The sequence below is a fragment of the Fibrobacter sp. UWB5 genome, assembly GCF_002210295.1.
Classification (GTDB): domain Bacteria; phylum Fibrobacterota; class Fibrobacteria; order Fibrobacterales; family Fibrobacteraceae; genus Fibrobacter.
Genome location: NZ_MWQH01000004.1, coordinates 92,732 through 108,279 on the forward strand (window position 1 = coordinate 92,732; position 15,548 = coordinate 108,279).

Below are 15,548 nucleotides of genomic sequence, written 5' to 3' on the forward strand. Positions count from 1 at the left end.
CGTATTTTTCGTACAAGATAGTTTAATTTGAGCCCGACAACTGCGGCAAGGATTCATCGTAAGAGGTTATCGCCTTGATATTGAAGAAACCCGTTTCACCCGCGGCACCCTTAAATTCAAAGCCGACGATACGGGCCTTCTTTACCGCCTCTTCTGCCGCAAAGGCCTGCCAGCTCACGCACAAAGTCGTATCCGTAGCGCGAGGCATTTCCACTCGCGGCACTGCAGAAGCATCGGCATCGTCGCCAAGCTCCGGCACAACGTAAACGTCAAACAACAATTCAGACGAGTAAGTCACGCAAAGGCCACGCCATTCCGAAATATCGGCATACTGGCCTTCATCGGCCACACTAAAGGCGGCACCCGCGCTAGGATTCGGAATCGGGCCATCAAAATAAACCGTTCCACAGAAACCGCTGCAATAATCAATGACGGCATCGTACTGATCTTCGGAATACTCATTCCCCATTTCCACAGGGAAACTGATTTTTGACAAGCCGCCCTCATCATTGTCATTCCAAGTAAACCAGTAACCGGAATCTTCGCTTTCCGTGTTTACCTTATACACGCCGGCATCACCATCCCAAAGAATGACAGGTTTAGCATCGACTTCCACCGGCACCGGCGTAACAGCAATCGTTCCGGAGCTCATGGATACGTCCGACACAGTCGCGGAGCTTATGCCCTGCTGAACGGAAGAACTTGATAAAGGCTGAGTACTACCGGGTAATTCGTCGCCATCGGCAATGGTGTTTTCTTCTGCGGAAACGCCCCCCGCGGTCTTATGACCGTCGGAGCAAGCAACAAGTCCGAGTACAAACACACTCGCCAGAATTGAAGCAGTCTTCATCATCTTTGTTCTCCCGCCACATCAGTGGATACTGTAAATTTAAATAACTTTATCAGTAACCACGCACCACTCGCCCGGTTTCAAATCACCCAGAGGAATATTGCCGATTTTTACGCGAATTAGGCGGAGTGTCGGGAACCCTACTGCCGCGGTCATGTGGCGGACCTGGCGATTTTTGCCTTCAATGAGCGTGAGACGCACCCAGCTCGTGGGAATGTTCGCGCGAAAACGTACCGGCGGATTGCGCGGCCAAAGCCAGTCCGGCTCCTCGGCAATCTCTGCCTTGCAGGGCTTGGTATGGTAGCCCTTGATGTCGACACCCTTGGCAAGCTGGCGCACCGCCTCTTCGGTAATCTGGCCGTCCACCTGGGCCAAGTAGGTACGCGGGTGTTCAAACTTCGGATCCAGCAGTTTCTTAATCAGCTTGCCGTTGTCCGTCAACAAGAGCGCACCTTCGCTGTCGTGGTCCAAGCGCCCCGCCGCATACACGCCCGGCGGGAACCCGAACGTGTCGAGCGCTGCATGGCCCGACTCCGGCGTGAACTGGCTTAAAACGCCAAAAGGCTTGTTGAACAAGATAACCGTAGACATCAGAGATAAAGGTAGAAAATAGTTGCTAGAGCTTAGTTGGTAGAACTTAGAAGAATCATCTAAGCTCTAAGATCTAAGTTCTAAAATCTAATTACTATATTTCCTCGCATGAAAATTTTGGTTACAGGTGCAGCAGGTTTTATTGGTTCCAAGCTCATGTTCATGCTTGCAGAACGCGGCGACGAAGTGGTAGGCCTCGACAATATTAACGACTATTACGATGTACGCCTCAAGTACGGCCGCCTCCGCGAAGGCGGCATTGAACAGCCCGGCGACAACTTCGCCTACGGCGCCATGGTTCAAAGCTCCAAGTACAAGAATTGCCGATTCGTAAAGATGGGCATCGACGACAAGGAACCCTTAGACAAGCTCTTTGCCGAAGAAAAATTCGACAAGGTCGTGAACCTCGCCGCCCAAGCAGGCGTGCGCTACTCCATCACGAACCCGTATGCCTACCTGCAAAGCAACCTGGTCGGATTCCTGAACATTCTGGAAGCCTGCCGCCACAACCAAGTCAAGTATCTCGTGTTTGCCTCGTCCAGTTCCGTGTACGGCCTCAACAGCAAGGTGCCCTACAGCGAAGACGACAAGGTCGACAATCCGGTAAGCCTGTACGCCGCCAGCAAAAAGAGCAACGAACTCATGGCCCACAGCTACAGCAAGCTTTACAACCTGCCCGTCGCGGGTCTACGGTTCTTCACCGTATACGGTCCGTGGGGACGTCCCGACATGTCGCCCATGCTCTTTGCCCGCGCTATTTCCAAGGGCGAACCCATCAAGGTATTCAACAACGGCGACATGATCCGCGACTTTACCTACATCGACGACATCGCCGAAGGCACCATCCACACGCTGGACCATGTGCCCGATGCCGCCAAGTGCCCGAACAACGTACCCTACAAGATTTACAACATCGGCTGCAGCCACCCCGTAAAGCTTATGGACTTTATCGCCGAAATCGAAAACGCTTACGGCGAGCCTGCCAAGAAGAACTTCTTGCCCATGCAACCCGGCGACGTGTACCAGACCAACGCCGACACCACCAAGCTCGAAACCGAGTGCGGCTACAAGCCCCACTGGAGCCTGCACGACGGCATCGCCGAATTCATGAAGTGGTACAAAAGCGACAAGAACCCGTTGAGGTAAACATTTTCGGAGGAAACAACATGAAAGCTATCTCCCGCGCTATTGCAGGCGCACTGTTCGCAACCGGTCTAGCCTCTGCTCAAGTCCAAATGGGCGGACACGCCGCAGTCAACTTCAGCACGCTCTGGGGTGACGGAGCTTCTGAAAAGGAAATCCCCTGGAGTCTCGGCCTTACAGCCGGCGCCGCCGCCAAAGTCGCCGTAAACGAAAAAGTCAGCGTTGTACCCGAACTCGATGTGGACTGGCGCCGCCAAAAAGACGACGAATTCACATGGAACACGTGGGCACTTGAATTACCCGTTCTCGCCCGTTACAACGTGTTACCTCAAATGTACTTTGAAGCGGGCCCGCGACTCGCGCTGCTCCTGTCCTCCGAAATGGAACAAGACTTAGGCAGCGTTGTCGAAACAACCAACTTCGGCAAAAATGACGCACTCAACGTTTTTGAATTCGGCATCGACGTCGGCATAGGCTGCTCGGTCACGCCCAATTTGGACCTGGGCATTCGCTATGGCGTGGGCCTGACCTCTATCATTGACGGCAAAAAATTCGAAAGCGACGACCAAGCCTTCAAGAACATGCAAATCCAAGTCGGCGGAATTTACTGGTTCTAGAAATAGAAGCTGAAAAATTTAAAGACTACATCACCGACCCCGATGGGCCGGTGTTTTTTTCTATGAGTGGGATTTCTTTAGGGGTTGTTTTAATCTTTTTATTCTCCATGGTAGAAACCAAAATAGATTAATGTATTCTAAAATGCAAGGCAAACAGCCTCTTCTCATTCATGTTGCAAACAATAGTTTGCAACAATTTTTTTGTAAAAATTTATTTTAAAATCGTTTCGGTATCCCCAAAATAGCGTGTTGTATATAGGGCCACTATTTACACACCCATCGCCTTAATGGCAAAGGATACATATGACTAAAGAACAATACGCAGAAATGCTCAAAGACATCAGCGAAACTCACAAGCAAGGAGGGAATATTTCAGCCTGCATCGAAAGCATCTCATTCGTAAATCCTGCCATCGTCGCCCCGTTCAGCAAGAACATCACGTCGGACATTGTAGCGGAAGACCAGCACCTGGATCGCATCGTACTTGAAGTACAACATGTCTGCGGCGATTCGTATCGCGACCGTCTCGTTCTTTACACGGCAAAACACACCGTTGCAAGCCGCGTTAAAGGCGAAGATTACAAGCTCAGAAATTTGAACCTCATCAGCCTCCAGATGTTCAACGGATTCCCGGAGTCTTCGAACTACAGGCACACCATTCGGCTCAAGAACCAGGACAACGAAGTTTATTTTGACAAGCAGACCATCACCTTAGTCGAAATCCCTAAATTGTGTATCTTTACAGAAGAATTTCTTGTAAGTGAGGCGATGAAAATGAGCGACCACAACTACGAACTCTACGTCGAAAAAAAACAGGCCCGCGAAGAAGGCCTCGCGGAAGGTCGCGCAGAAGGACGCGCAGAAGAACGTGCCGACAACCTTGCCGTATTGCAAGACATGAACCTGTCGCCCGAACAAATTGCCGAATTCAAGGCCAGACTCGAAGCACGCGGGAAATAGTCCGCAAAAAAAATCTTAAAGTAGACGATAAAGACTATACATACTTTGAGCACTCTGCTTACGCAGGGTGTTTTTGCTTAGTCGATTTCACAACAATGAATGAGCCCAGCACATAAATGCAGGGCTCATAATTCTTGGCAATTTAATTTAGACTTTATGAAAAAGGGGAAAAGCTACTGCCAACAATTATCACTTTGGCCATTTTGATCCATTTTAAAATAGGCTGTACAATTGCCAAGGTCAAATGATGGCCACCATTGCCAATCACTGACAAACGTATGACTTTGCACATTTCCGGAACAATCCTTATAAAGCATTTTCGCCCCAATAGGACCGGTCAGATGCCAATTAGCACTATTCGAACAAGTTCTTTTGTAGCATTGTCCCGCAGTCATCACAAAATTGCTTCCAGTCATATTTGTTGAATTATCATCATCACAGTCAAATGAAATTGTCTGCGCAGGAAGTTTGCAGTTAAACCATTCCAATTGTGCACTTTCATTATTTCCTGCCGATACGCAAAGAGTTACATAACCATCATCACCTGCGGAATATTCCTTTTGCAACAAGTTTGTTTCAGCATCATTCAATTCAGCTTCCTCACCATTTACACAGAACGACCTGCCTTCAGCGTTGCTCGATTGAACAGTGACTTTAGAAGCAAGGATTTTCACACACTTTGCATTTTTCCCAAAGCCATTCACACTTCCAAATCCATTATTTGTTTCGCATTCCCATGTAGTCGGATTTGCATCTGTAGGACAAGTAAACGGCTCTTCCGCATCAGCGACAGTTATCGTCTTAGAACAAGTACCGCTGAAATTATTGTCACAAGCACAAGCAATGGACAACGTTTTTTCACCACTAGCCATGGCCTTTCCTATAACCTGTAGTTCATTCTCGTTTTCAGGGAAATATACAGAACTTATTGAATTAGACGCGTCGGTAAATGAGCAATTCGAGCAATTTATATTTTTTGTTGCCGTGAATGTATAAGAAGCCTTTTTATTCAATTCTGTCGGAGTTACACTACACGTAAGAGCAGACCCGATATTCAAGGTTCCACTACAAATTGAGAAGCCCTGATACACGACAGAATATGCGTAGCTACCGGCCACCGCAGGAGCCGTCATAGTATTATTCCAGCATCCACCAGAATTACAATCTATCGTTTTAGAAGTTTCTCCAATTGTCCACGTAAGTTTATCAGATCCATCAATATTCAAATTCGGAACATTTACAGACAATTGTTGCCCCTGATACAAATCACCCGTTATAGAGCAACTCACAGCTTCCGGTTCAGCAACAGTTAATGTGGCTTCGCACGAAACTCCACCATTGACAATCAACTTATACGTCATTTCCCCGGCCTTTGTCGGTTTCACCCAAACGTCATAATTGCCACCGGTCCAGAAGGTTCCGTTAGAAGACACCTCATTTCCATCACCATCAACAAGCTTTATAGATGCGTTTTGATGTGTTCCCGTAAACTGAGACGATCTGAACGTAGTACTTTGACCAAAACCAAGAGATGTATTGTCAAAAGAGCACGTCGCTTGAATTTCAGATTGTTGCTGATTTTCATCTACCACAGTAAACGAGCCAGGATTACATTCCACCTCGGCGAATGGTCTAGAAGCATTTTTCTGTCGCATTTTCACTGTATAAGTTCCCTTCGGGAGAGGCGATGTAGAAGAATTCAATGCAAATGGAGAAGAATTCAACCCGGTAAAGTCACCCGTAGCATCGTCCTGAGCGATAACAACACCGGTTTCTTCCACATAAACTTCATAGCCACACCTGTTATCCGGACATCCACCAAGAGTATATTCAACAACAGGAATTCCTCGGCCCACAACAGCAGAATTCTTCAACAGCCTACATGTAGCACTAATAGACGATATTGGATACGGATCCGTAATACAAGTTGACGTTGCAGAGCCATTTTCCATCAAAGAAACCGTGAACACATAATTCTTTCCAGTATTTTTAACATATGGATTATCCTTCCAATCAAACAAAACGGTCTTCGCCTTTCCCGAAGCATCGCCCCAGCTACAGCTTTCTCCGCCGCTAGCACCACATGAAAGCGAGGACGGATTCATATTGTCCGTATATACTTCATTAGAATTGACGGACACCTGAATTTCTCCGGCTCGATCCGCATTATTTACAACAGCTTGTATTTTCCACTCATTAGTAGCCATATTGTAACTTGCATAACACCTTCCAACACTTAACACATTGGGGCAAGACGTCATAACGCTGGAAACCATTGTTGCTCGGGCTCCACTTGTCAAGTTATGAATGTATACACCCATTACTTTTTCAGGATTAAAGCCTTCCGCATCAGATAACGAACTTACATCTATCGAAATATCTCCCGTGGCGTTTGTTCTGAACGTCTGGCTGTATTTCGCATCTGAACCATATGAATAAGCATCATTTTCATACTGGCTAAACATGGATATTTCCACTGTATCTAGCGAGGGATTATTCAAATTAATTTTGAGCGTTGCATCACGCAAATTAGCCAAATCAGCACCATCGACATTCCAATATTCTCCGCTACTGGAACCATCAACATACTTGAATTCATATGTTCTTGTACAAGGAGTAAAGTCTCCCACCCAGAACGGCCCACATTCAGCATTCACACTTGCCCAGGGTTTATCGTCATATGTCAAACCACAATCAGACACCCCAGCTTTTGCGATTCTTCTATCAGATCCATGGGAACCTTCCATTCCAAAAGTATACCGTTCACCACAATCAAAGAAAGTTCCATCATCAGCGAGCGCCGAACCGGTACAAACAAGATCTTCATTATTGTTTCCATTATAATAATAATGTTGTTCACATTGTCCATACCCTTGATCAAACCAAGCAGACAATCCAACCCACGGATACACGGCGGTTCCTTTGGGCACAATCCCCCCTGCATAATTCGCCTTAAACGAGCATTTGATTGTAGGATAAGTGTCCCAACACTCTGCATTATTATCTTCACTATACCAGCCAATACCATATAATTCAAAATTCGGATCCCCTAAACGGAAACCAACCGTTTCATTCGTTCCATAGACCTTCAAATTTTCCACTCCAGGCATCTTGGTATTATTTAGCGCAAATGAAGTGGAATACGTTGTAGTGCTAAAGGTACTCGGAATTGCCGACACAACCAAAGTATCGCCATTTCCATCAATACCTTTAATAGTAGCCGAAGCTAGAACAACAGCCCCATCATTGGCATAAGCGGTTGCAAAACCGTTATACAAAGCCGATTCCATACACACATCGCTACCATTCAAGCAAAGTCGGGCCGTAATACTGTTGTTGTCATCCAAATAAAGGTTTAACATCAAGTAGCTCGAGGTATCCGCAGCGCTTCGTAAAATAAAGCCAGTATTTTTTATAGCAGCCTTAGCTATATTCTTATTGGAGGAGGACATTTTAGATATTTTAAACTGAGCCTTCAATGTTCCATAAAGACCAGCTTCAACACTACTAAGAATAGTAACCTTCGGCATTTGAGATTCTTTTTTATGCCGCGTAACAGATTCTTTTAATTTGATTTTTTTATCATAAGTATCCAATTGCAAATCGTCTAAAGAGCCCTCAACCAAAAGCCACTTTGCATTATTTTTGCAAACATGATTTGTTGAGGTGCAAGGCGTAATACAATATTCACTTGTTACTTTTTCATCAGTACTTGTTGAATTTTGTGAGGTACAAGAAAGACCCTGTTGTCTAAATTCATCAAAGAAACAGTGTTTGTCTTTCTCATTAAAATGCGCATAAACTACATCATCTTCGCTTACATAGAACGAAACTATCCGCTGATTCAAATTCGACAAGCCCTCGCAATCAGAGCCAGATTCACACTTCCAGCGATTAAAATCACTAGGACTACCCGGCAAAGAAAGGGTCACCTTTGAACCTCTATACACATCAATTGCGCAATTATCATGATTAGCACTAAAACTTGCATAAGAACAATCCATTTCTCGGGTATTGCCGTTATTATCAACAACATCAACATGTACCGTCTGCTGAGATCCAACAGCATCTCCCCCAAAACCAGTTTTAAACGTCAAAGTTGACGCTTTCAACCCTGCATACATATAATACAGCCCATTCGGCGTCAACTGAGCAGAATAAGAATTATATTCAGAAGGAATTACAACTTGGCAACCACTCGGCACAGTTCCTTGAGTCAAACTAATATTTGACGCAATATCACAGACCCAATCATGATTAGCAGTCAACGTCCTACATCCGTCGCCACCATTAGCAGACACATTCACCCATGTGCCAATTTCCGGACAATCAGGCCATTCCGCAGTATTTGCCTGCCGTTTCAAAACACTGCCTTCTGGGCATTCATCTGGATAGGTCGCGCAATAATCATGCAAACTTTTTAATTCAACATTCGCCGACGCTGCGACATATATTGATTCCAATCTTTTTAAACCTGGGCGACAGCCTTCACAATCAACAATAGTAAGATTTATTCCTCCTGAGGAAGCATTTTTGTTCTTCACATTAAGAATTTCTTTTGACGTCGTTCCACTCGGAATAGTTACAGTACAGAAGCCATTACTGCACGTCGTACTAGCATCGTACTCAGTAATTTCCCATGCATTTTCATCATAATTTGTCGGTATTGAAACCTTAACCACATATTGCTCGGAAGACTGTCCATCTAGCACAATTGTAGGTGTTGTTGTCGCATTCTTCGCCAATTCAACCGAGGTTAACTCAAAATTCGCCTCTGGCGTTCCGCTCAAAGTGCCCTTAACAACAACATAGAACGGTACCTGACTTTCAACATCATCGACTTTCGCCTTCACCGTACATGTAAAATAACCTTCCGAAAGATATCCCGTCTCAGTAGTATACAATTTTCCCGTTGTCGGAATACCTCCAGTACAAGTAACAGTTTTATTCGTCACCGGAGATTTACTATTGAGCGGAACAGCTCCATAATAGTCATCTAAAGAACCCTTAGGATCTTTGGATATATACACAACTCTTGGGAGAACAATAAAGGAGCCTCCCAAATTTTGAGCATTAGCCAAAGCAGATTCAGACTCAGCATTCTTATATTGCGACTCCACCGAGATTCTCAGCTGCGGGGCACTAGCAATGTAATAAGCGTCAGAACCTCCAAACACCTCCGTAGAAACCGACGTTTCAGAAGTTGCAGAGCTAGAAGAGCCTAGGGTTGTCAGCTTTTCGCCACAATCTGTATTTTCATACGGGCACAACACTCCATTCATTACCAAGTCATTTATCAAATCCTGGTTCATTTCCATTTTATTGATGGTCATATCCTTTACGCGAGCACAATTTTCCGCTTTGGCATAGATGGAACCACTCAAAACAGCATCATTGTTAAACAGGAAATTAGCCACATCTTTATCGGTAAAGATGAAGTAATTATACGTCCCCGGATCTTTCGGTTGCAAAGATGACGAGGCTCCTTGACGCAAATACAAGAAGACATACGCATCCTTTGCTGTCGGAGGGAACGCATTTTGCCCAGGGTCGTTTTCAAAGACAATAATATACTTGTGAGTAAGCGTTCCTGAAGGATTTTTCATTCCCGTACTACGAATACTAACAACAAGATATCCATTGAAAAGATTGTCCGTTGATTGTTGTGCATAGCAATTATTCAATTTGTCAACAATATCATCCGTCCACTCTTTAATATTTGCGGCACATCCCTTAGTTGCGTATTCCTTAAATACATCATAGGAATTCTTTAGCATGTCATCCACTTTATAGTCTGCGCCAAAACAACCGCCACCTTTATGCCAAATAGAATCGCAAGTAGTTTTAATAGATTCGCCACAGTCTAAATCAGTCGGATCCGTCGCACTGAAAGATCCCTTTACGCTAAACCAAGACGGAACGGAGCAGAAAGGTCTGAATCCTTCTGTAGAAATCTTCTTGCAATAAGGCGAGCCAACAATGGAGCCATCTTCGCAACTATTATTTTTATCATTATGCAAACAATCAAAATGATACCCTCTATAATGCGGAGTCAATGAATAGCTAATCGGCGCCATCCAGCCACCACCTGTGGTAACCAAATCCTGATAGTAGAAATATTCCCCACCTACATAATAAGCTCCCATTTCGGAATCTTTAAATGGCTGCATACCCATGGGACCTGGACCTGCAGCATGTCCGGTACGTACCTGGCGCAAATCTTTACGATTGTATTTCTTAAATTCCACATCTTTTTTGCCCGGCCCAGGTTCAGTATAATAGATGTAATACTTATCCGTAGCCGCAGTGCGCTCCCACGCATAAGGATGATAAGTATTGTCATCTTCCCAATAGCTCCACTGATCGGCCCATGTAAATCCAAAACCTTCCAATTGAGCACAAACAGCTTGATAATAATTGGCTGTCACTTTATCACAAGTTTTCGCATTTTTTTTGTCTTCTTTAAATGATTTATTGTGCAAAGCACTATAATGTTCCGACTCCTTACCATATTTAATATACGCCGTTCCAGAACTTTCAGCAAAAACAATGCGTCCATAACGCGAGTCAATTCCAGAATTGTCATTCACAACATATTGACCATCGGAAACTTCACCGAAAGCGACATTAAAGGGGCCCGGCATCCATACACTTTGCTTAACAACAAAGTCATGATTATTTCCGGACGACAACAGAAGAGCATTCTCGTCTAGGCAAAAATTTCCATGAATAACGGGAGAAAGAGCCCCCTGATTCGTCACCATCGTTCCTTTCAAATAGACATTACTGTCTACATTGAATCCAGGATCAGCCTGTGAACCCATTTCAACGGAACCATTGAAATACACATTTCCTTGAAGTCTCGCCGTAAAGCTTTTTGCATCCTTTTCCACATACAAATCGCGGCCAGTGAAGCCATTGTTTGCGCTCAAATTTCCACCAATACACGCCGTCTCACCAATATGCAAATTATTACCCGTAAGTTCAGCGTTTCCTGTCACAACAAACACCGTTGAAACTGTATTCGGGTTTCCATACCAATCTCCATTCACAAGAATCGAGGTTGAATTCATGTTACCATGGTTTTCCATGGATCCACCAAAATAATTGTAATTAAAGAAAAAGTTCGAAGTCGTTTTCTTAGCAGGAATAGTAACCCTATATAAGCCATCCACTTTTAAAATGGCCGCCTCGGTATACGATGCCACGCCATTACGAGATTTTCCTTTAGATAAAATTTTCAATTTATATGGTGATGATTCTGTATTGACACCGGTAAGCCAAACATCGTAACTTTGTCCACCCCTCTTAAATTCAGCCATTTGTCCATCAATTTTTATAGGATGATTTCCTCCATCTATATATTTCTTGATGAGAGCACCAACATCATTTCCATGATGAGTCATCCACGCACGAGTCGCCTCAATACCCGCTTCTGCAGACTGGAAAGCTTCACGCTGAATCATTCTTGCTCCCGACGACCTTGATTCAGAGGTAATCCATTTATATGTTGCCGTTGCAGCAATGGTTGCAATCAACATAAAGAGAAGAACAACTATTAGAGAAACACCCGATTTTAAGCACATCGAGCGTTCAAACATAAATTTCTTTTTGTTCATTCCGATTCCACTTGACATAATGCCCTCCTAGTCTCTTGGGCCGTTACTAGGCGCAGGGACTACCAAGGTGACTTCGCCGGTTTCTCCATTGCCACCAGCTTTGGCACCTCGCTTAATGGATAAGGTTAATTTGAATGCCTTTACATTCTGTTTGTCATTTTCTTTGATAGTAGTGACTACACTGCCAAATTTGTCTTTACCAAAAGTATAGTTTTCCGAAGTACGTCGTTTAAGACGAAGATCTTTTATCGTCAAAGACCCCTTAGCCACTACAGGTGAGTATATGGCAAAGGTAAACATCATACACACTTTTTTTATAGAATCTGGCACCGTAAAACGCATCACACGTTCCACATTAGAGCCATCACTACTAGATGGTGGATAAAACATAAAGTCATTTAATTTTGTCGGTTTCGTCCCATTCAAATGAACAAAGCCAACTGACATATGATCTCGACCAGGAACGAACATCTGCATATTGTCCGAAGTCCCCGACCCCGAATTCGGGTACGGAACCTTAAATGAGATTTCATATTCTTCATTTGGCGCAAATGTAAAATTATTGCCTTCTTCGTTACAAAGAGCTGCCCAAGAATCAGACTCACCCGTATTCTGAAGGACAATAACCTGATGTTTCAACTGACCATCGGTAACAGGCAGTCCTTCTGACATATTGTAATTTGTCGAAAATCCACTCAGCGTTACAGATTGCCCTCCCTCACTTACCAAAAGAGGTTCCAAATTTGTTTCACCATACCGAGGATACAATTTAAATGCATTTCCACCTCCTGGCGGGAAAATTTGCTCTTGTCTGTAATCCAAATTGCCAACATCACTACGAATCAACGGAATACCCGGCTGGACAATAAAATCCTTAATTTCCGTAGCCATTTCTGTTATGTATTCTTCCATTGCAGCACCATCTGTGCCTTTGGGCGCACAAGGATAATCATTAACCGAAGTACTCTTCTTATCCAAAATAACACACTGACGTTTTAAAGTCGTGGAATTATTTGCAGTCGTTAAAAACCAAGCAACCTCTTCTATAGCTTCATAATGGCCAAGGGTATCATAACGTAAACGCCTAAAAATAAGACTATCCGTATTTCCCGTCGTGGCATTGTTCACAATCCTAAATGACGAGGAATCCTTCTTAACGTCGATTGCGTTATTCGGATCCATGTATATATCAGAAATATGAGAGACATCAAAATAATCACTAGAAGAGGCCCCTACAGATTCCAATGAGCTCTTGGCCCCCATTTGAGCCAAGTCATCCTTCAAGAGCATTCCCACATTTTCAGCAACCTGATTCGCTTTAATCATATTATCCGTACGAATGCGGAACTTGGTAGAATTACTAAACGCTTCTCCAGCAACAACGACAATAATGCCTACAATAGCCATGTAGACAAGCAACTCCATAAGCGTAAAGCCCTGCTTATGGATTGCCGCGCTGCGCTCGCAATGACGTTTGCAACTCATCGAATTACCCCTGAAACCGTAATAGACTGAACCGAATTTTTAAAATGCCAACTCACTTTAACATCTAGCCTTTTGGCATACACATGAGAATAACTGCTAGAACTCATAGCAGACAAAAGCAATGACCCCGTATTAGCAGTATATTCCGCGTCCGGCGACACAGTAACTTCAGCCCTATAATCAACAGTCATTTTATGGCTCAACACACCGGGTTGTCCTTCCCAGGTACGTTTAATAGGATCAATAATAATGGGTTGAATCACACCTGCGCCATTCTTCAACTTTTCATCGGTAAGGTTTGCAATTCCTAAAGCACCAAGCGAATCTATAATATTTTGAGCAACTTCAGTAGCCCCATCACGGCCACGAATACGCAGCAACGCTTCACGATTGCCGCCCTGTAAATTGAGCAAAGCTACGTATAAAAAACCGAGCACAGCAGCTGCTATTAGCACTTCGACAATGCCGAAGCCTTGCTTGCTGCACGGGCATTTTTTACCCTGCAAATGTCCACTCACCTTCACCATAACACCACCTACAGTTCAACCCAGTTGCTCCAATCACTGTCTTTAGTGCCGTCGTGGTTCACCTTCCACATCGGAATCACCCAATTTTTTTTCTTATCCTTACGAACAGCGCCATAGACATCCTTATCACCATACTGTACGCAAGCCCCACCTTCAGGAGGAGTGGCAGCAATACCTAAGCGAGGTTTAAAAACGCCATATGCAGTAAACCAATCCTGGGTAACCGGGCCACATTTAGCCATGCCCACGAACTGACTTGGTGGATCTAGAACTAAAGAGTCTATTATTCCGTCACTCGGAGTGGTACAATCCTTTTTTTGGTCATCACGCACCACATAAATCTTTTGATGGTTTCCGGAGGGAACCTTCATACACAACACAGCCGAAAGTTTATTGGACTCATTCGCCACCCTTTCGACAAAGGCTGCGGTATTAATGGCAGCATCCTTAATGCGGGCATTTGCAACAGCACCTTGCAGCCCCGCTACTCCCATAGCCGAGAGAATGCCCATAATGGATACAACCACAAGGACTTCGACTAGGGTGTAACCCGCCTTAGTACAACAAGCTGTTCGCTTTGCAAACACCATATACCTACCTTACACAACTTCAAGTCAAAAATAGAACAAAGTATTGTTGGCGTCTAAACCCAGGGGTTTTCGGCAGCCTTTTTCTAAAATAACTTATTTTTTTACAAAACGCTCAAAATTTTTACAAAAATGGCGAAATATTCAAAAATTCGCCACTTTTTTGTAAATTTTCTAGTAAAAAGGGTGTTTTTCCGCACACCCTTTAAAATTGCAAGTTTTTTGTAAGATTATTTGGTATAGTAGCTAAAGCCGCCCGTTGCGCCCCAATGCCAGCCAGGGAGCTCGCCAACGATATTGGAGGCGCCCAAACGGACTTCCCAATTCTCATTGATGCGGTAGCCGGCAGTAAGGTATCCTGTCACGACGAGCGGGAAGTCAAATTCAGATATAGTGCCACTCGATCTGGAAACATTGTCGTCATCGTCTCCAGGATACGAGGGGTCAGGCCGATAAATGTTTACCGAGAAATTCAGCGAGTAAGGGCCATAATAGGTGCTGGCGTACCCGCCATAGGTAATGACCGTTCCCATGCCATTGGACGACTCAAACGGATATTTGTCTAAACGATCCGAGCTTAGGAAGGTGTCGCAATCGTATGTTGTTCCCGAATAATTGAATTTGCGGAAATACATCCACATACCTAGCGAGCCACCCACTTCGAAATACTTGGTGTTTATACCTAAAATAAGACTGCTGTACAGCCCTTTATCGAGAGCAAAAGTAAAGCCCCAAAGGAAGAGATCTTTTTTGCTGATGTAATCTAAAGAGGCCTCTACATACGGGTACATTATTTTGTAGGTGCCGTCTACTTTTTCTTTAACTTCTTCGGGTTTATAGCCCCTGCACCTGGTAAGATCGCCACAGCCGTCCATGGAGTTTCTGAGGCCGTGAAGCTGTTCTTTATCTTGTGGACCCGCGTGTACGTTTGCAGACAAGCGAACGTTAGCGGTATTGGGTTCTTTATAATTACCCGCACCGCGGATTTCGGGAGCAGCAGGAGTTTCCATTTCAAATTTTTCTACGTGGGCGTAATGGCTCGTATAGCCGCAGCCAACGAGAAGGATAGAACCTAACAGAAGGGCGCATAAATGTTTCATACAACATTAAATATATATTCGTTTTTAAGAAAGGAACCTTTTTTTTAAAAAAGAGATTATTTTAAAGAA

10 protein-coding genes are annotated in these 15,548 nt (G+C 44.3%); 3 read left to right on the plus strand and 7 right to left on the minus strand.

Translation table 11 applies throughout. The features are described 5' to 3' along the window. Positions 1 to 22: 22 nt before the first annotated feature. Together B7989_RS07645 and B7989_RS07650 are read right to left on the minus strand one after the other, a co-directional pair. Positions 23 to 853, minus strand: a complete 831-nt coding sequence (locus B7989_RS07645) for a hypothetical protein (protein ID WP_088627943.1) — start codon at positions 851 to 853, stop codon at positions 23 to 25. A gap of 36 nt (positions 854 to 889) precedes the next feature. Next, positions 890 to 1,441: a pseudouridine synthase gene (locus tag B7989_RS07650; protein ID WP_088627944.1), complete on the minus strand. Its 552-nt coding sequence runs from the start codon at positions 1,439 to 1,441 to the stop codon at positions 890 to 892. 108 nt (positions 1,442 to 1,549) lie between these two features. Between B7989_RS07650 and B7989_RS07655 the strand changes: the two genes are divergently transcribed. The 3 genes from B7989_RS07655 (at position 1,550) to B7989_RS07665 (ending at position 4,161) form a co-directional block, all read left to right on the plus strand. Continuing rightward, on the plus strand, positions 1,550 to 2,587 hold the full coding sequence (locus B7989_RS07655; protein WP_088627945.1) for an NAD-dependent epimerase/dehydratase family protein: 1,038 nt from the start codon (positions 1,550 to 1,552) through the stop codon (positions 2,585 to 2,587). A gap of 20 nt (positions 2,588 to 2,607) precedes the next feature. Then, complete coding sequence (locus tag B7989_RS07660; RefSeq protein ID WP_088627946.1) at positions 2,608 to 3,201, plus strand: porin family protein; 594 nt, start codon at positions 2,608 to 2,610, stop codon at positions 3,199 to 3,201. A 303-nt stretch (positions 3,202 to 3,504) separates the two neighbouring features. Continuing rightward, positions 3,505 to 4,161, plus strand: coding sequence for a PD-(D/E)XK nuclease family transposase (locus B7989_RS07665; protein ID WP_088627947.1), 657 nt, complete (start codon positions 3,505 to 3,507; stop codon positions 4,159 to 4,161). 173 nt (positions 4,162 to 4,334) lie between these two features. Here the strand turns inward: B7989_RS07665 and B7989_RS07670 are convergent, their stop codons facing one another. The 5 genes from B7989_RS07670 to B7989_RS07690 form a co-directional block, all read right to left on the minus strand. Next, complete coding sequence (locus tag B7989_RS07670; RefSeq protein ID WP_088627948.1) at positions 4,335 to 11,798, minus strand: pilus assembly PilX N-terminal domain-containing protein; 7,464 nt, start codon at positions 11,796 to 11,798, stop codon at positions 4,335 to 4,337. Positions 11,799 to 11,807: 9 nt separating this feature from the next. Continuing rightward, positions 11,808 to 13,265, minus strand: coding sequence for a type II secretion system protein (locus B7989_RS07675; RefSeq protein ID WP_088627949.1), 1,458 nt, complete (start codon positions 13,263 to 13,265; stop codon positions 11,808 to 11,810). Beyond that, on the minus strand, positions 13,262 to 13,792 hold the full coding sequence (locus B7989_RS07680; protein WP_088627950.1) for a hypothetical protein: 531 nt from the start codon (positions 13,790 to 13,792) through the stop codon (positions 13,262 to 13,264). The genes B7989_RS07675 and B7989_RS07680 overlap by 4 nt, the downstream gene beginning before the upstream one ends. A gap of 8 nt (positions 13,793 to 13,800) precedes the next feature. Further along, entirely contained in the window at positions 13,801 to 14,382 is a 582-nt protein-coding gene (locus B7989_RS07685; RefSeq protein ID WP_088627951.1) for a prepilin-type N-terminal cleavage/methylation domain-containing protein, read from the minus strand. A gap of 227 nt (positions 14,383 to 14,609) precedes the next feature. Next, a complete protein-coding gene (locus tag B7989_RS07690; RefSeq protein ID WP_144264993.1) occupies positions 14,610 to 15,479 on the minus strand; it encodes a hypothetical protein in 870 nt (289 codons plus the stop codon). Positions 15,480 to 15,548: the final 69 nt, after the last annotated feature.

Bases quoted from the DNA above. Each gene is read 5' to 3' on its own strand.
- B7989_RS07645 (WP_088627943.1), bottom strand. From the start codon at position 853: ATGATGAAGACTGCTTCAATTCTGGCGAGTGTGTTTGTACTCGGACTT.
- B7989_RS07650 (WP_088627944.1), bottom strand. From the start codon at position 1,441: ATGTCTACGGTTATCTTGTTCAACAAGCCTTTTGGCGTTTTAAGCCAG.
- B7989_RS07655 (WP_088627945.1), top strand. From the start codon at position 1,550: ATGAAAATTTTGGTTACAGGTGCAGCAGGTTTTATTGGTTCCAAGCTC.
- B7989_RS07660 (WP_088627946.1), top strand. From the start codon at position 2,608: ATGAAAGCTATCTCCCGCGCTATTGCAGGCGCACTGTTCGCAACCGGT.
- B7989_RS07665 (WP_088627947.1), top strand. From the start codon at position 3,505: ATGACTAAAGAACAATACGCAGAAATGCTCAAAGACATCAGCGAAACT.
- B7989_RS07670 (WP_088627948.1), bottom strand. From the start codon at position 11,798: ATGTCAAGTGGAATCGGAATGAACAAAAAGAAATTTATGTTTGAACGC.
- B7989_RS07675 (WP_088627949.1), bottom strand. From the start codon at position 13,265: ATGAGTTGCAAACGTCATTGCGAGCGCAGCGCGGCAATCCATAAGCAG.
- B7989_RS07680 (WP_088627950.1), bottom strand. From the start codon at position 13,792: ATGGTGAAGGTGAGTGGACATTTGCAGGGTAAAAAATGCCCGTGCAGC.
- B7989_RS07685 (WP_088627951.1), bottom strand. From the start codon at position 14,382: ATGGTGTTTGCAAAGCGAACAGCTTGTTGTACTAAGGCGGGTTACACC.
- B7989_RS07690 (WP_144264993.1), bottom strand. From the start codon at position 15,479: ATGAAACATTTATGCGCCCTTCTGTTAGGTTCTATCCTTCTCGTTGGC.